This window comes from Limnohabitans sp. TS-CS-82, from assembly GCF_002943475.1.
On the sequence record NZ_PTQX01000008.1, the window covers coordinates 25,542 to 46,006 of the forward strand.

Consider the following 20,465-nt stretch of genomic DNA (forward strand, 5'->3'; position numbering starts at 1 on the left):
GTCCTGCTGTTTGACTGGGGTTAATACGTCTCTAAATGCAAGCGCCCTTCGCGCTTCAAGGCGGGCGCCACGTTGTCCCAGCCGAGGCCTGCGTCGTTGGCGATGTCGCGCAAGGCCATGACCACGCCTTCTTCCATGCTCTTCAAACCGCACACATAGAAATACGTGTTGGGGTCTTTGAGCAAGGCCGCCACATCGGCGCTGCGTTCGCGCATGAGGTCTTGCACGTAGCGCTTGGGCTGGCCAGGCGTGCGTGAGAACGCAAACTGAATATCAATGAAATCTTTGGGCAGCTTTTGCAGCGGGCCAAAGTAAGGCAGCTCTTCTTGGGTGCGAGCGCCAAAGAACAGCATGAGCTTGCCGCCTTCAAACTTGCCACTGGCGCGCAAGCGGCGACGCCACTCGGTCATGGCGCGCATGGGCGCACTGCCGGTGCCCGTGCAAATCATGACGATGTTCGATTTGGGGTGATTGGGCATCAAGAAACTGGCGCCGAAGGGGCCAATCACCTGCACCGTGTCACCGGTTTTCATGTCGCACAAGAAGTTAGACGCCACGCCTTGCACGGCTTTGCCTTGGTGGTCTTCGACCACACGTTTCACCGTCAACGACAGGTTGTTGTAACCGGGGCGCTCACCGTTGCGCGGGCTGGCAATCGAGTATTGGCGTGCGTGATGTGGCTTGCCTTGCGCATCCAAGCCGGGCGGGATGATGCCAATCGATTGGCCCTCCAACACGGGGAACGGCAAGCTGCCAAAGTCGAGCACGATGTGGTGCGTTTCGTTGACCGTGCCTGCCTCGTTGACCTGCACATTGCCCACCACGCTGGCTGTCACTGGCGCTTTGGGACCGTGCAAATTGGTGTACGGATGCGCGGCAGACCAAGGCGGCGTGCTGGCACCAAACGCGCCTGAGTTGAACGCCTCACCCTCACCGGGTGAGGCACTCACAGACGCTGCTGAAGGCGCGCTCGCTTGCGGTTCGGCAGACGCATCGCCCGACACACCCGCCGCTTGCAACTCGGCTTCGGTCAAGGCTGCGGGCAACTCGTCCCACGTCAATTGCTCTTCAATGCTGTACGCCGCCGCTTTGGGCATGCTGCGCCAGTTGTCGATGGAGCCCGTGGGGCACGGTGGCACGCAAGCCATGCACAAATTGCATTTGTCGGCGATGACCACGTAATTGCGCGAATCGTGCGTGATCGCCCCCACCGGACATGTGGCTTCACAGGTGTTGCATCGGATGCAGATCTCAGGATCGATCAGATGCTGCTGAATGAGTTCGGGGGTGGCGTTCATGGCACAAATTTAACTCAGTTGAAACGGACGTAATCGAAGTCCACGGGCTGACGGTTGATGCCCATGACGGGTGGCGCGATCCAGTTGGCGAACTTGCCTGGCTCGACGACACGGCCCATCAGGCTGGCGACAAAAGCGCGGTCTTCGTTGGAAGGCAACCACTCGCCGACCTTGGACATCCACTCTTCGTCACTCACCACACGGCCATCGGGCGTGATCTTGGCACCGGACAAAGAGCCGATGTTGCGGTGGAACGCTTTGTGGGGCGCGGTCAATGTGAAAGGAATGCCCGCCTTGGCGATCACGCGGTTCCAACGGTCGATGCCGCCTTTGGAGTCGGTGATGTAGTCGTCGCGCAGCACTTCGTTCAAAGCGTTGAGCATGGGCACTTCTTTCTCGACCAAGGAACCGTTTTCCACGGACAAGATCTTGTAGCTGTTGCCCTTCAAGACGTGGTCATCACCGCGTTTGCCTTCTTCGTAACGACCTTTCAAACCGGAGCTATAGAAGGTGGCGGCGTTCGACGACTGGTCGGCACCGAACAAGTCGATGGTCACCGAGAAGTGGAAGTTGATGTAACGCTGGATGGTCGGCAAATCGATCACACCGGCAGCACGCAGCTTGCCCACATCGTCAGTCTTGAGTTCGTTCATCACATCGACGGTGCGCTGGATGGTGCGGCTCACGCCGGACTCGCCCACGAACATGTGGTGCGCTTCTTCGGTCAGCATGAACTTGGTGGTGCGGGCCAATGGGTCAAATGCAGATTCGGCCAAAGCGCACAACTGGAACTTGCCGTCACGGTCGGTGAAGTAAGTGAACATGAAGAAGCTCAACCAGTCGGGTGTCTTCTCGTTGAAGGCCTGCAAGATGCGGGGATTGTCTTCGTTGCCGCTGTTACGCTGCAGCAAGGCATCGGCTTCTTCACGGCCGTCTTTGCCGAAGTATTTGTGCAGCAGGTACACCATGGCCCACAGGTGGCGGCCTTCTTCGACGTTGATCTGGAACAGGTTGCGCAGGTCGTACATGCTGGGCGCGGTCAGGCCCAGGTGGCGCTGCTGCTCCACAGACGCTGGCTCGGTGTCGCCTTGTGTGACGATGATGCGGCGCAGGTTGGCGCGGTGTTCGCCAGGCACGTCTTGCCAGGCTTTTTCGCCGATGTTGTCGCCAAAATGGATCTTGCGGTCTTGCTCACCGGGGTTCAGGAACACGCCCCAACGGTAGTCACGCATCTTGACGTGGCCAAACTGGGCCCAGCCTTGCGGGTCCACGCTCACGGCCGTGCGCAGGTACACGTCCATATCGGTGGAACCTTCAGGGCCCATATCGTCCCACCAGTTGATGAAGTTGGGCTGCCACTGCTCCAAGGCGCGCTGCAGGGTGCGGTCTTCGCTCAGGTTGACGTTGTTGGGGATTTTTTCGCTGTAGTTGATACCGGACATGAGGGTCTCCAGAAATTAAGAAGCAACGGTGGGGTCAAATTTCGGTTGCAGCGTGGACCACCGGGCACCGCACTGCACAACGCAAAAACATCAAACGCGGTTCATGTCGAACTGAACTTTTTCGCCTTTGCCGTACACCTTCAAGGCACCTTTTTCGCCCACGGCGTTGGGGCGCTGGAAGATCCAGTTTTGCCACGCCGAGAGGCGGCCAAAAATGCGGGTTTCCATCGACTCTTTTTGGCAGAAGCGCAAGTTGGCTTCCAAACCCGTCAAGCTGTCAGGCGACATGGCGGCGCGCTCTTCGACGGCGAGGCGAATTTCGTCGGCCCAATCGATGTCGTCTGGCGCGGCGGTGACCAGCCCCAAGGCCAGCGCTTGGTCGGCGTCCAGATGTTGGCCCACGACAGCACGCACGTTTTCAAGTGGCGTAACTTCTTCGTAGAAGCGACGTTGCAAGCGCGACTGGTGGTTGACCATCGGGAAGTGGCCGAAGTTGAGTTCGCTCAAGGCCAACTTGGGCGCTTTTTCAGGCGCATCAGGCAAGGCCAACATGTAAGCGCGGTCGGCAGCAAAGGCCAACTCGGCCAAGGTGCCAGCGAAGCACGAGCCCTCGTCGATCAAAGCAAACAGCGAACGCGATGACACGTCAATGCGGGCCAAGGTGCGGCGCAGCATGCCCAGTGTTTCATTGACCAGCCAATGCGCTTGGTGCTGGGCCAGCACAGCGTCTGAGTCCAAGGCGAGTTGCACGTCGCCAGCAGTGCGCAAGAGCCACGTGCCGATTTCCGACTCGTTGGTGCGCATGTTCAGAATGGCATCGTCCAACTCACGGGCCATTTGCAGCGGGTACCAATTGACGCCAGCGGCTTCGATGCCTTCCACGGTGGTGGGCACGGCGGCTTTGGGCGCGTGGACGGTGAAGGTGGCTGTGCGCTTGGTGCGGTCGATGGCGACTTGCACGTAGTCATAGGTGAGCGCGTCAGCCGAGACGGTTTTGTTCAACGGTGTGAGCGTCACGCCTTTGCCAGCGGCAGCAGCGCCTGGGCGCTTGCTGCTGGCGGCATATTTTTGGGCGCGTGCTTGCACGGCTTCGGCAAATTTGGCGGGCTTGGCAATCTCGTCCACCAAGCGCCAGTCCACGGCTTTTTGGCCACGCACGCCTTCCACGCTGGTGCAGAAGATGTCGGCGTGGTCGTGGCGTACTTTGCGCTTGTCGGTCACGCGGGTCAAACCGCCGGTGCCTGGCAACACGCCCAGCAAAGGCACTTCGGGCAGCGACACGCTGGAAGAACGGTCGTCCACCAACACGATGTCGTCGCAGGCCAAGGCCAATTCGTAGCCACCGCCCGCGCAAGCGCCGTTCACAGCAGCCACAAACTTCAGGCCATCGTGGCGGCTGGAGTCTTCAATGCCATTGCGGGTTTCGTTGGTGAATTTACAGAAGTTCACTTTCCACGCGTGGGTGGAGAGGCCCAACATGAAGATGTTGGCGCCCGAGCAGAAGATGCGGTCTTTCAAGCTGGTCACCACCACGCTTTTGACTTCGGGGTGCTCAAAGCGGATGCGTTGCAGCGCGTCGTACAACTCAATGTCCACGCCCAAGTCGTAGGAGTTGAGCTTCAACTTGTAGCCAGGGCGAATGCCGCCGTCTTCGTTGATGTTGAGTTGCAAGGTGGCGATTTCGCCTTCGTACTTGACCGACCAGTGCTTGTACTGGCTGGGGTCAATCTGGTAGTCGACGGTGTTGGCTTGGCTCATGGGAATCTCCAAAGGTGGCTTGGCGCTGGTTCATGACATGCGATGATTTCATCGCCGTGATGTGCATCATATTGCATATTCTAAATTTTGCAACTGCATTTTTGTGCATGTTAGGGAATATGCCTAGGCCGAACAGATGGGGAAACTTAAAGCGGCAGCTTCAGCGCCTGACGCACTTGGGTGCGCAGCGCTAAAAAGCTGTCGTCCAACGGCTGGGCGCTGGTGTCAAAGGTGAGGTCAGCTTTGGCGTAGAAGGCCGAGCGGCCGTCCAAGATGCGCTTCAAATCTTCCAGCGCCTCTTTGCTGCCCGCCATGGGGCGCATGTCGCCTTGTGCGGCGACGCGGCCCAAATGGTCTTCGGGCGCGGCTTTGAGCCACACCGTGAAGCAATGCGACAGCGTTTCGTTGAACGTGGCCGAGTCCGACACCAAGCCGCCGGGGGTGGCGATAACCACTTCGGGGTAGATCTGAATCGCCTCTTCCAAGGCGCGGCGCTCGTAGCGGCGGTAAGCATTGGTGCCGTAGAGGTTGTGAATTTCGCTGATGCTGCAACCCGCAAACTTCTCGATCTCGCGGCTGAGTTCGATGAAGGGGAACCCCAAATCGTCTGCCAAACGCTGACCCAAAGTGGTTTTTCCTGCGCCGCGCAAGCCCACCAAGGCGATGCGGTTGCTGCGCGCTTGCTCGTCGCCGTGGGTGCCAAACATGTCGCCAATCTGCTGCCGCACGCGGCGCAGCTCGCCTTCGTTGCGCTTTTCGAGCAATTCGCGAATCAACAACCACTCGGGCGATGACGTCGTCACGTCGCCCAGCAGCTCAAAAATCGTGCACTGCAGCGCCTGCGCCACTTGCAACAAGATCAGGATGGACGCGTTGCCGGTGCCCGACTCCAAATTGGCCAAATGCCGCTCCGACACGCGTGCCGCCTGCGCCACCGCCTTGCGCGTGAGGCCGCGACGCGCGCGCAAGGTGCGCACGCGCTCGCCCAAGGTGGTGAGAAACGGATGGCGGGTGAGGTCGTCGTCAGCGTAAGACATGGCTGCACTTTAATGCAAATTCGAGTTGAACTGCAAAATAGTGCAGACAGCAAAAACCCGCAAACGCGGACGCGGTTGCGGGTTGGGCTGACACCGAAAAACCGGCGCTCAGGTGTCTTTGGAGATCTTGATGCTTGGGAATTTGCTGGAGAAGTCTTTGGCCTTGGCCGCGATCTTCACCGCCACTTGACGGGCCACGGCCTTGTAGATGCCTGCCACTTCGCCGTCAGGATCGGCGACCACGGTGGGTTTGCCGCTGTCGGCTTGCAGGCGAATTTGCATGTTCAGGGGCAAGGCACCCAAATAGTCCATGCCGTCTTTGGCAGCCAATTTCTTGCCACCGTCCGCGCCAAAAATGTGTTCGATGTGGCCGCAGTTGGTGCAAACGTGGACCGCCATGTTTTCGACCAAACCGAGGATGGGCACGCCCACCTTCTCGAACATCTTGATGCCTTTTTTGGCGTCCAACAACGCGATGTCTTGCGGCGTGGTGACGATGACCGCACCGGTCATGGGCACGCGCTGGCTGAGCGTGAGCTGAATGTCACCCGTGCCTGGGGGCATGTCGACGATCAAATAGTCCAGCGCTTTCCAGTTGGTTTGACGCAGCAGCTGCTCCAACGCTTGGGTGGCCATGGGGCCGCGCCAAATCATGGCTTCGTCTTGGTCCACCAAGAAACCGATGGACATGACTTGCACGCCGTAGTTTTCCAAAGGGTCCATGGTTTGGCCGTCGGTGCTTTCGGGGCGGCCTTCGATGCCCATCATCATGGGCTGGCTGGGGCCGTAAATGTCAGCGTCCAACAAACCCACGCTGGCACCTTCGGCGGCCAAGGCCAACGCCAAGTTGGCGGCGGTGGTGCTTTTGCCCACGCCGCCCTTGCCCGAAGCCACGGCGATGATGTTTTTGACTTGGGGCAGCAAAGCCACACCGCGCTGCGCGGCGTGCGCCACGATGTTCATGGTGATGTTGGCCGACACGTTCTCGACACCCGCCACGCCTTTGGCAGCGGCGATCAAGTCTTTGCGGAAACCTGCAATTTGACTCTTGGCGGGGTAGCCCAGCACCACATCAAACGACACATCGCCGCCTTGAATTTGCAGGTTTTTCAGGGCTTTGGTGGTGACAAAGTCTTTGCCCGTGTTGGGGTCGATGACGGTCTGCAGGGCGGCGGTCAGGGCTTGTTCGTTCAGGGCCATAAAACTTCTTTGTTCTTGAAATAGGAATTGCGGGCAAGTCTAGCGCGGCGCGTTTGACCGCATGCAACGCAGGTCATCCGTGCGACTGAGCGCCTATGAATGAGAGAAACCGACGAACGTGCGTCGCCAATCAAGCGTTTTTACGCGCCACCCAATACGCCGCGCCCTCGGGGCCATAGCGCTCGTCGTGGGGCACATCGCGGGCCAGCGCGAAGGTTGAGCCCGGCAACAGGTGCTGGGTTTGGCCATCCACGGTCAGCCACATCTCGCCTTGCGTCACCACGGCTTGCACGGCAAACGGGTGGGTGTGGGTGGCCAGCACGGTGTTGGGTGCCCATTCGCGGGCCAGGACTTCGTCAAAGCCGGCGGCCATGGCGGTTTGTTTGAATTCGTCAAAGCTAGGGAGGTTCATGGCCAAATTTTGCAGGAACTAAAATCCACCCCCTTGTTCAAAGGTCTTGTTCTAAATGTCACAGCGCCAGCTTTTCGTCACCACCGCCCTGCCCTACGCCAACGGCAATTTCCACATCGGCCACATCATGGAGTACATCCAAGCCGACATTTGGGTGCGTTTCCAGCGCATGCAGGGCCACAAGGTCGATTTCGTGGGCGCGGACGACACGCACGGCGCGCCCATCATGATTGCCGCCGAGAAGGCAGGTATCACCCCGCAGCAGTTTGTGGCCAACATCGCCGCAGGCCGCAAGCCGTATTTGGATGGCTTTCACATCCAGTTTGACAACTGGCACAGCACCGACGCGCCCGAGAACCACGAGCTGGCCCGCCAGATTTACCGTGACTTGCGCGACATCCCCGAATCACAAGGCGGTTCGCTGATTGAGCGCCGCACGATTGACCAGTTCTTCGACCCCGAGAAGAACATGTTTTTGCCCGACCGCTTCATCAAAGGCGAGTGCCCCAAGTGCCACGCCCACGACCAGTACGGCGACAACTGCGAGGTGTGCGGCGCGGTCTACGCCCCCACCGACCTGATCAACCCGTTCTCTGCTTTGTCGGGCGCCAAGCCTGAACTGAAAAGCTCCGAGCATTTCTTCTTCAAGTTGTCTGACCCACGCTGCGTGGCGTTCTTAGAAAAGTGGACCCAAGACGGCAAGTTGCAACCCGAAGTGGCCAACAAGGTCAAAGAGTGGTTCACGGTGCGCACCAACCCCGATGGCACGACCAGCGAAGGCTTGGGCGACTGGGACATCTCGCGCGATGCGCCTTACTTCGGCATCGAAATTCCAGATGCACCAGGCAAGTACTTTTATGTTTGGCTCGACGCGCCTGTGGGCTATTTGGCCTCGCTGAAAAACTTGCTCGACAAACGTGGCGAGAGTTACGACGCCTACATGGCCAACGACAAGCTGGAGCAATACCACTTCATCGGCAAAGACATCGTCACTTTCCACACGCTGTTCTGGCCCGCCATGCTGCACTTCAGCGGCCGTAAAACGCCCAACAACGTGTTTGTGCACGGCTTCCTCACCGTCAACAACGGCGAGAAGATGAGCAAGAGCCGTGGCACCGGCCTCGACCCGCTCAAGTACCTCAGCCTCGGCATGAACCCCGAGTGGCTGCGTTACTACTTGGCCACCAAGCTGAACAACAAAAACGAAGACGTGGACTTCAACGCCGAAGATTTCATGCTGCGCGTGAACAGCGATTTGATTGGCAAATTCGTCAACATCGCGTCGCGTGCGGCGGGCTTCTTAACCAAGCGTTTTGAAGGCAAGCTCACACAAAGTTTTGGCGAACAAGGCACCGCGCTGTTGAGCGACATTCACGCCGCCAAAGACAGCATTGCCCAAGCCTATGACGCCCGCGAATACGGCAAAGCCGCACGCGAAATCATGTTGCTGGCCGACAAGGTCAATTCGTATGTAGACCAACACAAGCCTTGGGACTTGGCCAAAGATGCCGCCAACAACGAAGCCCTGCACCAAGTGTGCTCGTTGCTCATCAACGCCTTTGCCGAGCTGAGCCGCTACTTGGCCCCTGTGCTGCCCGCGCTTGCGCAAGCGGTGGAAGCCTTCACTGGCACCAGCATGCAAAACTGGAACGCCACAGGCTACGTGGCGACCATTCAACCTTACCAACACCTCATGCAACGCGTCACCCCCGAACAACTCGAAGCCTTGTTTGAGCCACCCGTCGTCGTGGAAGAAAAAGTCACCCCAGGCGGCGAAGAAATCGCACCCACTATCAGCATCGACGACTTTGCGAAGGTCGATTTACGCATTGCCGAAATCGTCAACTGCGAAGCGGTGGAAGGCTCGACCAAGTTGCTGCGCCTCACGCTGGATGTGGGCGAAGGCAAAACGCGCAATGTGTTCTCAGGCGTGGCCAGCATGTACAAGCCCGAAGACCTCAAAGGCAAGCTCACGGTGATGGTGGCCAACTTGGCGCCACGCAAGATGAAGTTTGGCGTGAGTGAAGGCATGGTGCTCGCCGCCAGCCACGCGGACGACAAAACCGATGCGGGCATTTACGTGCTGCACCCATGGCCCGGCGCCAAGCCTGGCATGCGGATTCACTAAGTCGGCATGTTCCCACTCATCCACGGCTGGACCAGCATTGCGCGGTCAACCCAAGCCAACGTCAAGTTGGGGGCCGTGTTGAGTTTTGTGGCGGGCGCGGCCAATGCGGGTGGCTTCTTAGCCGTCGGACGCTACACCTCGCACATGACCGGTGTGGTGTCTTCGGTCGCCGACGACTTGGTGCTGGGGCATTTCGACTTGGTCGCCACGGGTCTGGGCAGTCTGATGGCCTTTGTGGCAGGGGCCATGTGCACCGCCGTGTTGGTGAATTGGGGACTGCGCCGCCATCTCGCCAGCGCGTACAGCTTGCCGTTGCTGCTGGAGTCTTTGGCGCTGCTGGTGTTTGGTTTGTTTGGTGCGGCGATCAGCAGTTTTGCCAGCGTGTTCTTGCCACTCACCGTCATGCTGCTGTGCTTCATGATGGGTTTGCAAAACGCGGTGATCACCAAAATCTCCCACGCCGAAATTCGCACCACGCACATCACCGGTTTGGTGACCGACTTTGGCATTGAGCTGGGCAAATTGTTCTACGTGAACCGCAGCACCACCTCGGCGCAAGGCGTGCCTCAGGTGCGAGCGAACCGTCAACGTTTGCGCCTTCAAGCGCTGTTGATTGTTTGTTTTTTTGGTGGCGGACTGGTGGGTGCTCTGGGCTTTAAGGGCTGGGGTTACATCACCACCTTGCCGCTGGCGTTGTTGCTGTGGACCGTGGCCTTGCGCCCCGTGCTGGACGACGTCAACGTGAAATGGCAACGATGAATTTGGCTTCTCTCTCTTTTTTCCGCCCCCGTTTGCTCGACGCCTTGCAGGGCTACAACCGTGCGCGCTTGGTGCAAGACGTGGGCGCAGGCATCACCGTGGGCGTGGTGGCGTTGCCGCTGGCCATGGCGTTTGCCATTGCCTCGGGCCTCAAGCCTGAAGCGGGTTTGTTCACCGCCATCATTGCGGGGTTTTTGATTTCGGCTCTGGGCGGCAGCCGCGTGCAAATTGGCGGGCCTGCGGGCGCGTTCATCGTCATCGTGTATGGCATTTTGGAGCGCTACGGCTTGGCCAATCTCATGATTGCCACCGTCATGTCGGGGATGATGCTGTTTGCCATGGGGCTGATGCGCTTGGGCAGCTTGATTCGCTTCATCCCCGTCGCCGTGGTGATCGGCTTCACCAACGGCATTGCGGTGCTGATCATGGTGTCGCAGGTGAAGGACTTTTTGGGGCTCAGCGTCAAGACCATGCCTGCTGATTTTTTTGGCATTTTGCACACGCTGGCCTCGCACTTGGACACCCTGAACCTGCAAGCCTTGTTGCTGGCCTGTGCCTGCTTGGGCTTGCTGGTGAGTTGGCAGTTTGTGCTGCCCAAACTGAGTCAGCAGCACGCGCACGCCAAAAAAATCAGTGTGGTGCCTGGCTCCGTCTTGGTGTTGGTGCTGGCCTCGCTGGCCAGCCAAGCGCTGAATTTGAACGTAGAAACCATCGCCTCGCGCTTTGGCAGCATTCCCAGCACCTTGCCTGCGTTTGAGTGGCCCACTTTCAGCTGGGAAACCGCCAAATTTCTGCTGATTCCGGCCACCACCCTGGCTTTGCTGGGCTCGATTGAGTCGCTGCTGTGCGCCCGCATTGCCGATCAAATGATGGCCGACGGCCCCTATGGCGACCGCCATGACGCCAACCAAGAGTTGATGGCGCAAGGCATTGCCAACATGGTGACCCCATTTTTTGGCGGCATGCCCGCCACCGGCACCATCGCCCGCACCGTGACCAATGTGAAAAACGGCGGCAACAGCCCCATCGCCGGTATGGTGCACGCCCTCACCTTGTTGATGGTGATGCTGGTGGCCGCGCCGCTGGCGGGCCATGTGCCGCTGGCAGCCTTGTCGGCCATTTTGATGTTCGTCGCGTGGAACATGGGCGAATGGCGCCAATTTGTGCACCTGCGCCAATACCGCATGCCTTACCGTGCCACGCTGCTGGCGGTGTTTTTGCTGACCGTGGTGGTCGATTTGACGGTGGCCGTCGAGGTGGGCCTGATTGCGGCTTGCCTGACCTTCATCTACCGCATCTCCAACCTCACCCGCGCCGAACCCGTGTCAGCACAAGACCAACCCGCTTTGGCGGGACGGGGTGATGCGGTGCAGGCCCACCGTTTCTACGGCGCCTTGTTTTTTGGCGCCGTCAAGTTGGTGGAAGCCATTGAAGAAAACCTGCCCACCCAAGCCGTGGTGCTGGACCTGAAAAACTTGATTTACATCGACTCTTCGGGCGTCGATGCGCTGCTGTCTTTGGCGCGTGCGTGTCACAAAAAACAACGGCGCTTGGTGCTGTGTGGCTTGGCCCACCAGCCGCTGGACATTGCCCAACGCAGCGGTTTGCTGGGCGAGGCCTCGCATGCCGAATGGGCGCCTGATTTGGCACAAGGCATTGCGCAGGCGCTGGCACAACCAAGCGCGCGAACATGAACGCATTTACCCACTCATGAGTGTGTCGTGTGCCGCCCAAAGATGAGCGCCGCCAAGCGCGTCAGGGCCCGTGCAGCCTCAGTCGTTAAAATCCTTCCCTTCTATTAGGAATACTCACCATGTCGATCTTTCAACGCGACCACTACACCTCCGAAGCCACGCAGTTCATCGAACAGCTCAAAGCCCAAAAGCCTGGCTTGGAACAAGCGCAACGCGATGGCCGCGCCCTGCTGTGGGACAAACAGGTGAACCGCGACGTGCAGCAAGACCTGCAAGCCGGTCGCGTGGCGCAAAAACCTTACGTTTACCAAACCAACGCATAAAGAGCGACGGTCTTGGCCTAAGCTCTTTCGATGAAGCGCATCCTGTGAACCCTGCTGACATCACCCTGCCCAACGCTGAGGCACAACCCGCCTCCGCCATGCCTGAGGTGATCGACAACGTGGCCGTGGCCCGCCTGTATGGCGAGCCTCTGTTCACCATGCCGCAGGATTTGTACATCCCGCCCGATGCGCTGGAAGTTTTCCTCGAAGCCTTCCAAGGCCCGCTGGATTTGCTGCTGTACCTCATCCGCAAGCAAAACTTCAACATCCTCGACATCCCGATGGCCGCGCTCACGCGCCAGTACCTGAGCTATGTGGACGAGATTCGCAGCCGCAACTTAGAGCTGGCCGCCGAATACCTGCTGATGGCGGCCATGCTGATCGAGATCAAATCGCGCATGTTGCTGCCGCCCAAAAAGGTGGCCGAGGGCCAAGAGCCCGAAGATCCGCGTGCCGAGCTGGTGCGCCGTTTGCTCGAATACGAGCAAATGAAACTGGCCGCCGCCAAGCTCAACGAAGTGCCGCAATATGGCCGCGATTTCTTGAAGGCGCAGGTGTTCATCGAGCAATCGTTGCAACCGCGTTTTCCTGACGTGCATGTGGTGGAGTTGCAGCAGGCGTGGGCCGACATTTTGAAGCGCGCCAAACTCATTCAGCACCACAAAATTTCGCGCGAAGAGCTGTCGGTGCGCGAGCACATGAGCATCGTGCTGCGCAAGCTGCAAGGCCAACGCTTTGTGGAATTTGAAAAACTCTTTGACCCCGCACAGGGCGTGCCCGTGTTGGTGGTCACCTTCATCGCACTGCTCGAACTGGGCAAAGAAACGCTGATCGAAATCACGCAGGCCGAGGCCTTTGCACCCATTTACGTGCGCTTGGCCTACACGCCGAGCTGACCCCTCATTCACCTTCAACGACTGGCATCTGGCCGCACCCTTTATGAGCAACTCCAGCAACGCCCCCCAAAGTCAAACTGCCTCACCCTACGGCACCTTGCCACCGGCCTCGCCCGTGTCGGCCCGCAAACCCATCAGCCTGCCGCGCTTGCACGAGTTGCGCGCGCGGGGCGAGAAAATCACCATGCTCACCGCCTACGACGCCACCTTTGCCGCCGTGGCCGATGCGGCGGGCGTGGAATGTCTGTTGGTGGGTGACTCGTTGGGCATGGTGTGCCAAGGCTTGTCGAGCACCGTGGGCGTCAGCTTAGAGACCATGCGCTACCACGTCGAAAGCGTGGCGCGTGGCGTGCAACGCGTGCAAGGCACCACCTGGATCATTGGCGACTTGCCCTTTGGCAGCTACCACGAGTCCAAAGAGCAAGCCCTGCGCAGCGCCAGCGTGTTGATGCAAGCGGGTGCCCACATGGTCAAACTCGAAGGCGGTGGCTGGACCACCGAGACCGTGCGCTTCTTGGTCGAGCGCGGCATTCCCGTGTGCGCGCATTTGGGCCTGACACCGCAAACCGTGCACGCCTTGGGCGGCTACCGCGTGCAAGGCCGTGGCGACTCGGCCACCCAACTGCGCCAACACGCCTTGGATCTGCAAGATGCCGGTGCCGCCATGGTGGTGCTGGAGATGGTGCCCGAAGCCCTGTCGACCGCCCTCACCCAAGAACTGCCGCGCTGCCACACCATTGGCATTGGCGCGGGCAACGGCACTGCTGGCCAAGTGCTGGTGATGCACGACATGCTGGGCATCAACCTCGGTAAAAACCCAAAATTTGTACGCAACTTCATGACCGGCAGCCCCAGTGTGCAAGCCGCCATGGCTGCCTACGTCGCCGCCGTGAAAGACGGCAGCTTTCCTGTCAACGCTGAACACGCTTGGTAAACACACACATGCACATCGTCCACACCCTTGACGACCTCCGTCGCGCCCTGAAACCCGCCGCGCTGCGCGCCTTTGTGGCCACCATGGGCAACCTGCACCAAGGCCACTTGGACCTCATGCAAATGGCCCGCCAAACGGTAGACGCCCGCGCCCCGCAAGGCGGCATGACCGTGGCCAGCATCTTTGTGAACCGCCTGCAATTCGGCCCCAACGAAGACTTCGACACCTACCCCCGCACCTTTGAGCGCGACTGCGAACAACTCGCCGCCAACGGCTGCGACGTGCTGTTTGCCCCTTCTGAAAAAGACCTGTACCCCGAACCCCAAGTGTTCAAAGTGCACCCCCCCGCAGACTTGGCCGACATCTTGGAAGGCGCCTTCCGCCCCGGCTTCTTTGTCGGCGTGAGCACCGTGGTGCACAAACTCTTCAACGTCGTGCAACCCAACATCGCGCTCTTTGGCAAAAAAGACTACCAACAGCTCATGGTCATCCGCCGCATGGTGCAACAAATGGCACTGCCCATTGAGATCATCGGCGGCGAAACGCGACGTGCCGACGACGGCTTGGCCCTCAGCTCACGCAACGGCTACTTGAGTGCCGAAGAACGCGCAGAAGCGGTGCAACTGTCGATCGCGTTGAAGGACTTGGCTGCGGCGGCCCTTGCGGGCAATGCGGCTGGTGCATTCGATGTGGCGGCTGCCGAAGCCGCTGCGATGGAAGCCCTGCGTGCGCGTGGCTGGCAACCTGACTACGTGACGGTGCGCCGCCAGCATGATTTATCGCCGCTGACGGGGCCATGCGCTGAGCCACTGGTGGTGTTGGGGGCGGCTAAGTTGGGGAAGACGCGGTTGATTGATAACTTGGAGGTGTGAGTGCGATGGCGTCAAAGCTGCTGCTGACACCTATTTTTTGAGATTCTCGCGCTCTTGGTTGTATTGGTCGTAGTCTGGCAAAGCTTTGTCGTCTTGCCCCGTACCGGCAGATTTCGCGCGCTGCGTGGCACGGATGCCTTCATAAACAGACTGCTCAGTGAGCACGCCACACGCCGTCAAACCAGTGCACAACAGCCACGCAAAAAGTACACGCATCTGTTGCCGTCCGTCTTTACTCGCCCTTAGCCCCACGCCCCATCAACACAGCCACGGCCTGTGCAGGCGAAATGTGACCGTCCAACAAAGCCACAACAGCTTGGGCAATGGGCATGTCCACACCCAAGGCTTGGGCGCGTTGCACCACGGTGCGGGCGCAGTACACGCCTTCGGCCACATGGCCGAGTGAGTCCACCGCTTGTTGCAAGGTCATGCCTTGGGCCAAGGCGAGGCCCACTTTGCGGTTGCGGCTGAGGTCGCCGGTGGCGGTGAGCACCAAGTCGCCCAAGCCCGACAAGCCCATGAAGGTTTCGGCTTTGGCGCCCAATGCCACGCCTAAGCGGGTGATTTCGGCCAAACCTCGGGTGATCAGCGCCGCGCGTGCGTTGAGGCCGAGTTGCAAGCCGTCGCACAAACCGGTGGCGATGGCGAGCACGTTTTTCACCGCGCCGCCCACTTCGACGCCGACGATGTCGTCGTTGGCGTACACGCGCAGGCTGGGGTTGTGAAAGGCTTGCACCATGGCGTCGCGGGCTGCGGCATCGCTGCTGGCCGCCACCAAGGCGGTGGGCATGCCGCGCGCCACTTCTTGGGCAAAGCTGGGGCCACTCAAGGCGCCACCGCGCAACACGGGGGCGACTTGCGCGCGCACTTCGTGGGCCATCAAGCCCACGCCCATGGGCGATACATCAGGACGTGAAGCACTGGCGTGCGAAGCGTCTAAGTGAGAGGCCTCAGGCTGCACAGCCTCAAAGCCTTTGCACAGCCAAGCCACTGGCACTCGGTCGCCCAAGATCGGGGCCAATTGGGTCAGCATGCCGCGCAGGGCGCTCATGGGCGAGCCCACGACCACCAAATCTTGCTCGGCCAACCAAGGGCCCAAAGCGTCTGAAGACACCTGCACACCCGCGGTGAACGGCAAGCCGGGCAAGTAGCGCGTATTCACGCGCTCGGCTTGCATGGCTTGCACTTGCGACGCATCACGCGCCCACAAGGTCACAGCATGGTGTGCGCCTGCGTTGATGGCCAAGGCGGTGCCCCAGGCACCGGCGCCAAGCACGGCAATCTTCATGGCCTGAACCCGCTTTGAATTTACTGAACCGCAGCGGCAGCTTGTTGCTGCTGTTGTTGCTCGTACATGGCTTGGAAGTTGATTTCAGCCAAGTGCACAGGTGGGAAACCAGCGCGTTGGATGATGTCGGCCACGTTACCGCGCAGGTAGGGGTAAATGATTTGTGGGCAAGCGATGCCAATGACGGGACCCATTTGGTCTTCAGGCAAGTTGCGCACTTCAAAAATACCGGCTTGTTTGGCTTCGACCAAAAACACAGTTTTGTCTTGAATTTTGGTGGTCACGGTGGCAGTCACGGTGACTTCAACAATGCCTTCAGCCACTTGTTCCATGCCCACGCCCAATTGGATGTCCACCGACGGCTGCTCTTGGGCCATCAGGATGGCAGGCGAATTGGGTTGCTCCAACGACATGTCTTTCAAGTAGACGCGTTGAATTTGAAATACGGGAGTTTGTTGTTCGTCAGACATTATTTTTTCCAAGTGCATAAAAAAACCCGCGCCGGCAAAACACCGAGGCGGGCGACCCATCGGGAGGCTGAATTATGTCAGTTTCAGGCTTGCAACAAAGGCAGCAAACCGCCTTGGCTGTCGAGGGCCATCAAATCGTCACAACCGCCCACATGGGTGTCACCAATGAAAATCTGGGGCACCGTGCGGCGGCCCGTGATTTCCATCATGTGCGCCCGCGCTTGGGCGTCGGTGTCGATGCGCACCTCTTCAATGTGGGCCACACCTTTGGCGGTCAACAATTGTTTGGCGCGGATGCAATACGGGCAAACGGCGGTGGTGTACATCTTGACGGCTTGCATGCAGGTCTTTCAGAAGTAATTAGGCTTTGGAGACAGGAAGATTAGCTTCTTTCCAAGCTTTCAGTCCGCCCTGCAAAGAATGCACCTTCTCGTAGCCCAGTTTTTGAGCCATGGCTTGGGCGCGCTTGGAGCGTGAGCCCGCCGCGCACACCAAAATCAAAGGCACGCTTTTGTTTTTAACCACGCTGGCCAAACGGCCTTCGAGTTGGTCCAAAGGCACGTTCACCGCGCCGTTGATGTGCGAAACCGCAAACTCTTCGGCGCTGCACACGTCAATGACCACGCCTTTTTCGCGGTTCATGCACTGCACGGCCTCATTGGGCGAAATACCGGTAGCGGCGGCGCCTTGCACCACAGGCAGCACCAAGAAGAAGCCGCTGCCGAGCGCCACGGCGATCAGCATCCAGTTGTCGAGAATAAATTTCACGGGGAATCCAGTTCAGGGGGGGGTTAGAAAAATTCGTGTCAGCCCCGCATTCTAAAATCACGGCCAACCTTTCACTGACTTTGTTTCACACACCATGTACAAGCTTGTTTTAATCCGCCACGGCGAATCGACCTGGAACCTTGAAAACCGCTTCACCGGCTGGACCGATGTGGACCTCACCCCCACGGGCATCGAACAAGCCAAAACGGCTGGCCGCTTGCTCAAGGCGGAAGGTTTTCAGTTCGACGTGGCCTACACCAGCGTCTTGAAGCGCGCCATTCGCACCCTGTACCTCGCTTTGGACGAGATGGACTGCACCTGGCTGCCCGTGGTGAAAAGCTGGCGCCTGAACGAGCGCCACTACGGCGGCTTGCAAGGCCTGAACAAAGCTGACATGGCCAAACAGTACGGCGACGAGCAAGTGCTGATCTGGCGCCGCAGCTACGACACGCCCCCGCCTGTGCTTGAAGCCACCGACCCCCGCAGCGAGCGCAGCGACCCCCGTTACGCCAAACTCGACCCTGCGCAAGTGCCGCTGACCGAATGTCTGAAAGACACCGTCGAGCGCGTCATGCCGTTCTGGAACGAGTCAATGGCCCCTGCCATCAAGGCGGGCAAACGCATCGTGGTGGCTGCGCATGGCAACTCCATCCGCGCGTTGGTGAAGTACCTCGACAACATCGGCGATGACGACATCGTGGGCGTGAACATCCCCAACGGCATCCCGCTGGTGTACGAACTGGACGAAAACCTCAAGCCCATTCGCCACTATTACTTGGGCGACGCCGAAGCTGCCGCCAAAGCTGCTGCGGCAGTGGCCTCACAAGGCAAAGCCTAATCGGGCTGTCAACCCACGCGCCGCCAAGGCGCGTTGTATATTGGCTTCCTCGCAAATCACGTCAACACTCAAGGGCAACATGAGCCACAAACTCAAGATCGCAGGTTGGATCACCGTCGGCGCGCTGGCTGGCGCACTGACCACCGTCTCGCTGCAAACCACGGCACGCGCCAACATGGCACCGCTGCCGCTGGAAGAGCTGCAGCAGCTCGCCGCCGTGTTCAGCATGGTCAAGAGCGACTACGTCGAACCCGTGGACGAGAAAAAGCTCATCAGCGACGCCATCACCGGCATGGTCGCTAGCCTTGACCCGCACTCGCAGTACTACGACAAAAAGACCTTCAAAGAGTTCCGCGAAGGCACTACAGGTCGTTTTGTGGGCGTGGGCATTGAGATCACCCAAGAAGAAGGTTTGATCAAAGTGGTGTCGCCCATCGAGGGCTCACCCGCTTTCCGTGCGGGCATGAAGTCGGGCGACTTGATCACCAAGATTGATGACACCGCCGTCAAAGGACTCTCGCTCAACGACGCGGTCAAACGCATGCGTGGCGAGCCTGGGACCAAAGTGCTGTTGACCATTTTCCGCAAGGACGAGAACCGCACTTTCCCCGTGAACATCATTCGCGAAGAAATCAAAACACAAAGCGTCAAAGGCAAAGTGATGGAGCCCGGCATGGGCTGGATTCGCTTGAGCCAGTTCCAAGAACGCTCGGTGGACGACTTCGCCAAGAAACTCGAAGAGATCTACAAACAAGAACCCAAGCTCAAAGGCTTGGTGCTCGACTTGCGCAACGACCCCGGTGGTTTGTTGGATGCCGCGGTGGCCGTGTCGGCCGTCTTCTTGCCTGAAAACGTGGCCGTGGTGTCGACCAACGGTCAATTGGCAGAGAGCAAGTTTGTCTACAAAGCCTCGCCTGAGTTTTACCGCCGCACCAGTGGCAACGACCCCATTGCCCGCTTGCACCAAGCGACCAAAGGCATTTACCGCACCGTGCCTTTGGTGGTGTTGGTGAACGAAGGCTCGGCCTCGGCCAGCGAGATCGTCGCCGGTGCTCTGCAAGACCACAAACGCGCCACCATCATGGGCAGCCAAACCTTTGGCAAAGGCTCGGTGCAAACCGTGCGCCAGCTGGGTGCAGACACGGCGCTGAAGATCACCACAGCGCGTTACTACACGCCAAGCGGCCGCTCCATCCAAGCCAAAGGCATCGTGCCTGAAGTGTTGTTGGACGACACCGCCGAAGGCAGCCCGTTCGCCATTTTGCGCATGCGTGAAGCAGACCTCGACAAGCATTTGGAAAGCGGTCAAGGCAAAGATGCCAAAGACGTGGCCAAAGAAAAGGAAAAAGAAAAAGCGCGTGAAGAAGCCATGAAGCGTTTGGAAGAAGAGTCCAAAAAGCCCAACAGCGAGCGTCGCCCGCCTGAATTTGGCAGCGAGCAAGACTTCCAACTGCAACAAGCCCTCAAGCAACTCAAAGGCCAGCCCGTGCTGGCCAGCAAGACGCAAACCGAGCGTACTGCCGAGAAAAAAGACAAATAAGCCACAGGTGCGCTTGCGGTGAATGACGACCAACTGCTGCGCTACTCGCGCCACATCTTGCTCGACGAGGTGGGCATTGAGGGGCAGCAGCAACTCATTGACAGCCATGTGTTGATCGTCGGCGCCGGCGGCTTGGGCTCGCCCGTCGCCTTGTACTTGGCCGCCTCGGGCGTGGGCCACATCACCATCGCCGACCACGATACGGTGGACCTCACCAATTTGCAACGTCAAATCGCCCACAGCACCAAACGTGTGGGCGAAGCCAAAGTCACCTCGGCGGCGCAGGCCATGCACGCGCTCAACCCCGAAGTGCGCATCACCCCGCTGGCCCACAAACTCGACGCCGCCGAACTCGACCGCTTGGTGCCCACCGTGCACGTGGTGGTCGATTGCTGCGACAACTTCACCACACGCCAAGCTGTCAACGCCTCTTGCGTGAAGCACCAAGTGCCGCTCGTCTCAGGCGCAGCCATTCGCTTGGATGGGCAATTGGCGGTGTACGACGCACGCGACGCGCAATCGCCCTGCTACGCCTGCCTGTTCCCGCCAGACACCGCGCCAGAAGAAGTGCGCTGCGCCACCATGGGCGTGCTCGCGCCGCTGGTGGGCGTGATTGGCACCATGCAAGCGATGGAAACGGTCAAGCTGATCACGGGCATCGGTTCTCGCTTGGTGGGCCGCTTGCAAATGTTGGACGGTCGCGGCATGGAATGGAACGAAATGCGCGTGAAGCGCAACCCCAGCTGCCCCGTCTGCGGGCAAAACCACTGACGCCCAAGTCTCAGCACAAAGCCAAGGCTTCACCAAC

The 20,465-nt window shown here is 59.3% G+C and carries 21 protein-coding genes; 10 read left to right on the forward strand and 11 right to left on the reverse strand.

Annotated features, from left to right (window positions below):
• Positions 1 to 20: 20 nt before the first annotated feature.
• From boxA to C5F52_RS16040, 6 genes are all read right to left on the reverse strand, one after another.
• A complete protein-coding gene (gene boxA / locus C5F52_RS16015; RefSeq protein WP_104799375.1) occupies positions 21 to 1,298 on the reverse strand; it encodes a benzoyl-CoA 2,3-epoxidase subunit BoxA in 1,278 nt (425 codons plus the stop codon).
• A 14-nt stretch (positions 1,299 to 1,312) separates the two neighbouring features.
• On the reverse strand, positions 1,313 to 2,740 hold the full coding sequence (boxB, locus tag C5F52_RS16020) for a benzoyl-CoA 2,3-epoxidase subunit BoxB (protein ID WP_104799376.1): 1,428 nt from the start codon (positions 2,738 to 2,740) through the stop codon (positions 1,313 to 1,315).
• 90 nt (positions 2,741 to 2,830) lie between these two features.
• Positions 2,831 to 4,498: a 2,3-epoxybenzoyl-CoA dihydrolase gene (gene boxC, locus C5F52_RS16025; protein WP_104799377.1), complete on the reverse strand. Its 1,668-nt coding sequence runs from the start codon at positions 4,496 to 4,498 to the stop codon at positions 2,831 to 2,833.
• A 146-nt stretch (positions 4,499 to 4,644) separates the two neighbouring features.
• Positions 4,645 to 5,535: a helix-turn-helix transcriptional regulator gene (locus tag C5F52_RS16030; protein ID WP_104799378.1), complete on the reverse strand. Its 891-nt coding sequence runs from the start codon at positions 5,533 to 5,535 to the stop codon at positions 4,645 to 4,647.
• A gap of 108 nt (positions 5,536 to 5,643) precedes the next feature.
• A complete protein-coding gene (gene apbC / locus C5F52_RS16035; protein WP_104799379.1) occupies positions 5,644 to 6,735 on the reverse strand; it encodes an iron-sulfur cluster carrier protein ApbC in 1,092 nt (363 codons plus the stop codon).
• A 130-nt stretch (positions 6,736 to 6,865) separates the two neighbouring features.
• Positions 6,866 to 7,147, reverse strand: coding sequence for a cupin domain-containing protein (locus C5F52_RS16040; protein ID WP_104799380.1), 282 nt, complete (start codon positions 7,145 to 7,147; stop codon positions 6,866 to 6,868).
• 55 nt (positions 7,148 to 7,202) lie between these two features.
• Between C5F52_RS16040 and metG the strand changes: the two genes are divergently transcribed.
• From metG to panC, 7 genes are all read left to right on the forward strand, one after another.
• Positions 7,203 to 9,275, forward strand: a complete 2,073-nt coding sequence (gene metG / locus C5F52_RS16045; protein WP_104799381.1) for a methionine--tRNA ligase — start codon at positions 7,203 to 7,205, stop codon at positions 9,273 to 9,275.
• A gap of 6 nt (positions 9,276 to 9,281) precedes the next feature.
• Positions 9,282 to 10,034: a YoaK family protein gene (locus C5F52_RS16050; RefSeq protein ID WP_104799382.1), complete on the forward strand. Its 753-nt coding sequence runs from the start codon at positions 9,282 to 9,284 to the stop codon at positions 10,032 to 10,034.
• Positions 10,031 to 11,728 (forward strand): SulP family inorganic anion transporter, encoded by a 1,698-nt coding sequence (locus C5F52_RS16055; RefSeq protein ID WP_104799383.1) that lies wholly within the window; start codon positions 10,031 to 10,033, stop codon positions 11,726 to 11,728. The genes C5F52_RS16050 and C5F52_RS16055 overlap by 4 nt, the downstream gene beginning before the upstream one ends.
• Before the next feature lie 119 nt (positions 11,729 to 11,847).
• The gene (locus C5F52_RS16060) at positions 11,848 to 12,051 is read left to right on the forward strand and encodes a DUF3460 family protein (protein ID WP_104799384.1); all 204 of its coding nucleotides are present in this window, start codon (positions 11,848 to 11,850) and stop codon (positions 12,049 to 12,051) included.
• A gap of 98 nt (positions 12,052 to 12,149) precedes the next feature.
• Positions 12,150 to 12,947 (forward strand): ScpA family protein, encoded by a 798-nt coding sequence (locus tag C5F52_RS16065; RefSeq protein WP_104799569.1) that lies wholly within the window; start codon positions 12,150 to 12,152, stop codon positions 12,945 to 12,947.
• Positions 12,948 to 12,990: 43 nt separating this feature from the next.
• Positions 12,991 to 13,881, forward strand: a complete 891-nt coding sequence (gene panB / locus C5F52_RS16070; protein ID WP_104799385.1) for a 3-methyl-2-oxobutanoate hydroxymethyltransferase — start codon at positions 12,991 to 12,993, stop codon at positions 13,879 to 13,881.
• Between the two features lie 8 nt (positions 13,882 to 13,889).
• Positions 13,890 to 14,753: a pantoate--beta-alanine ligase gene (gene panC / locus C5F52_RS16075; RefSeq protein ID WP_104799386.1), complete on the forward strand. Its 864-nt coding sequence runs from the start codon at positions 13,890 to 13,892 to the stop codon at positions 14,751 to 14,753.
• Positions 14,754 to 14,783: 30 nt separating this feature from the next.
• Here the strand turns inward: panC and C5F52_RS29720 are convergent, their stop codons facing one another.
• The 5 genes from C5F52_RS29720 to C5F52_RS16095 all read right to left on the reverse strand — a co-directional run bounded on the left by C5F52_RS29720 (position 14,784) and on the right by C5F52_RS16095 (position 17,279).
• Entirely contained in the window at positions 14,784 to 14,969 is a 186-nt protein-coding gene (locus tag C5F52_RS29720) for a hypothetical protein (RefSeq protein ID WP_146100099.1), read from the reverse strand.
• A 16-nt stretch (positions 14,970 to 14,985) separates the two neighbouring features.
• Complete coding sequence (locus tag C5F52_RS16080; RefSeq protein WP_104799387.1) at positions 14,986 to 16,041, reverse strand: NAD(P)H-dependent glycerol-3-phosphate dehydrogenase; 1,056 nt, start codon at positions 16,039 to 16,041, stop codon at positions 14,986 to 14,988.
• Positions 16,042 to 16,061: 20 nt separating this feature from the next.
• Positions 16,062 to 16,511 (reverse strand): protein-export chaperone SecB, encoded by a 450-nt coding sequence (gene secB / locus C5F52_RS16085; protein WP_104799388.1) that lies wholly within the window; start codon positions 16,509 to 16,511, stop codon positions 16,062 to 16,064.
• Positions 16,512 to 16,594: 83 nt separating this feature from the next.
• Entirely contained in the window at positions 16,595 to 16,852 is a 258-nt protein-coding gene (gene grxC, locus C5F52_RS16090) for a glutaredoxin 3 (protein ID WP_104799389.1), read from the reverse strand.
• Between the two features lie 19 nt (positions 16,853 to 16,871).
• Positions 16,872 to 17,279 (reverse strand): rhodanese-like domain-containing protein, encoded by a 408-nt coding sequence (locus C5F52_RS16095; protein WP_104799390.1) that lies wholly within the window; start codon positions 17,277 to 17,279, stop codon positions 16,872 to 16,874.
• A 94-nt stretch (positions 17,280 to 17,373) separates the two neighbouring features.
• Between C5F52_RS16095 and gpmA the strand changes: the two genes are divergently transcribed.
• From gpmA to C5F52_RS16110, 3 genes are all read left to right on the forward strand, one after another.
• The gene (gene gpmA, locus C5F52_RS16100; RefSeq protein ID WP_104799391.1) at positions 17,374 to 18,117 is read left to right on the forward strand and encodes a 2,3-diphosphoglycerate-dependent phosphoglycerate mutase; all 744 of its coding nucleotides are present in this window, start codon (positions 17,374 to 17,376) and stop codon (positions 18,115 to 18,117) included.
• A gap of 79 nt (positions 18,118 to 18,196) precedes the next feature.
• The gene (locus C5F52_RS16105) at positions 18,197 to 19,657 is read left to right on the forward strand and encodes a S41 family peptidase (protein WP_104799570.1); all 1,461 of its coding nucleotides are present in this window, start codon (positions 18,197 to 18,199) and stop codon (positions 19,655 to 19,657) included.
• An 18-nt stretch (positions 19,658 to 19,675) separates the two neighbouring features.
• Positions 19,676 to 20,428, forward strand: a complete 753-nt coding sequence (locus C5F52_RS16110) for a molybdopterin-synthase adenylyltransferase MoeB (protein WP_104799392.1) — start codon at positions 19,676 to 19,678, stop codon at positions 20,426 to 20,428.
• Positions 20,429 to 20,465 lie beyond the last annotated feature (37 nt).